Origin of the sequence: Parendozoicomonas verongulae, assembly GCF_009711465.1 — a bacterium.
Taxonomy (GTDB): Bacteria; Pseudomonadota; Gammaproteobacteria; order Pseudomonadales; family Endozoicomonadaceae; genus Sansalvadorimonas; species Sansalvadorimonas verongulae.
The window spans coordinates 1-421 of sequence record NZ_SMME01000254.1 but is presented as its reverse complement, the minus strand read 5'-3'; the positions used below and the strand labels follow the sequence as shown (position 1 = coordinate 421).

The window sequence follows — 421 nt, the reverse complement described above, 5'->3', positions numbered from 1 at the left end:
GACTTTAAAGTTTGAGAGTGAAAGATATGACAGCTGCAACACACACCAAAGAAGCTATTCGCGCGGCAATGGATCACCTGATCGACCGTGCGACTAACTTTGATGTTGATGCTTTGGAAACTATTTATCACGATGATTTCCACACCACGCTGGTCCTTCCAGACAGCACAGTGCAAACCTTCGACAAACAAGAGTTCATCACTCACTTCCGCAAGCAGGCGGAAGAAGAAAATAAAGCTCAGCTGAACACCTGGGCAGACTGGCACGACTTCCACGTACTGGGCGACAGTGGAGTGTGCGTTCTGAGCCGTATTCACAGCGGCATGAACGGTGAAGAAATGAAACTGCTGTGCAACATCGAACTGCGCTTTGAAGACGGCCGCTGGCAGGTGCTGCGTGAAGCTATCTACCTGCGCCCACT

At 50.4% G+C, this 421-nt stretch carries 1 protein-coding gene; it reads left to right on the top strand.

The window, feature by feature from the left end; translation table 11 throughout:
- Window positions 1–26: 26 nt before the first annotated feature.
- The coding region (locus E1189_RS00380) for a DUF4440 domain-containing protein (RefSeq protein ID WP_155158173.1) at window positions 27–421 on the top strand (395 nt) is incomplete at its 3' end.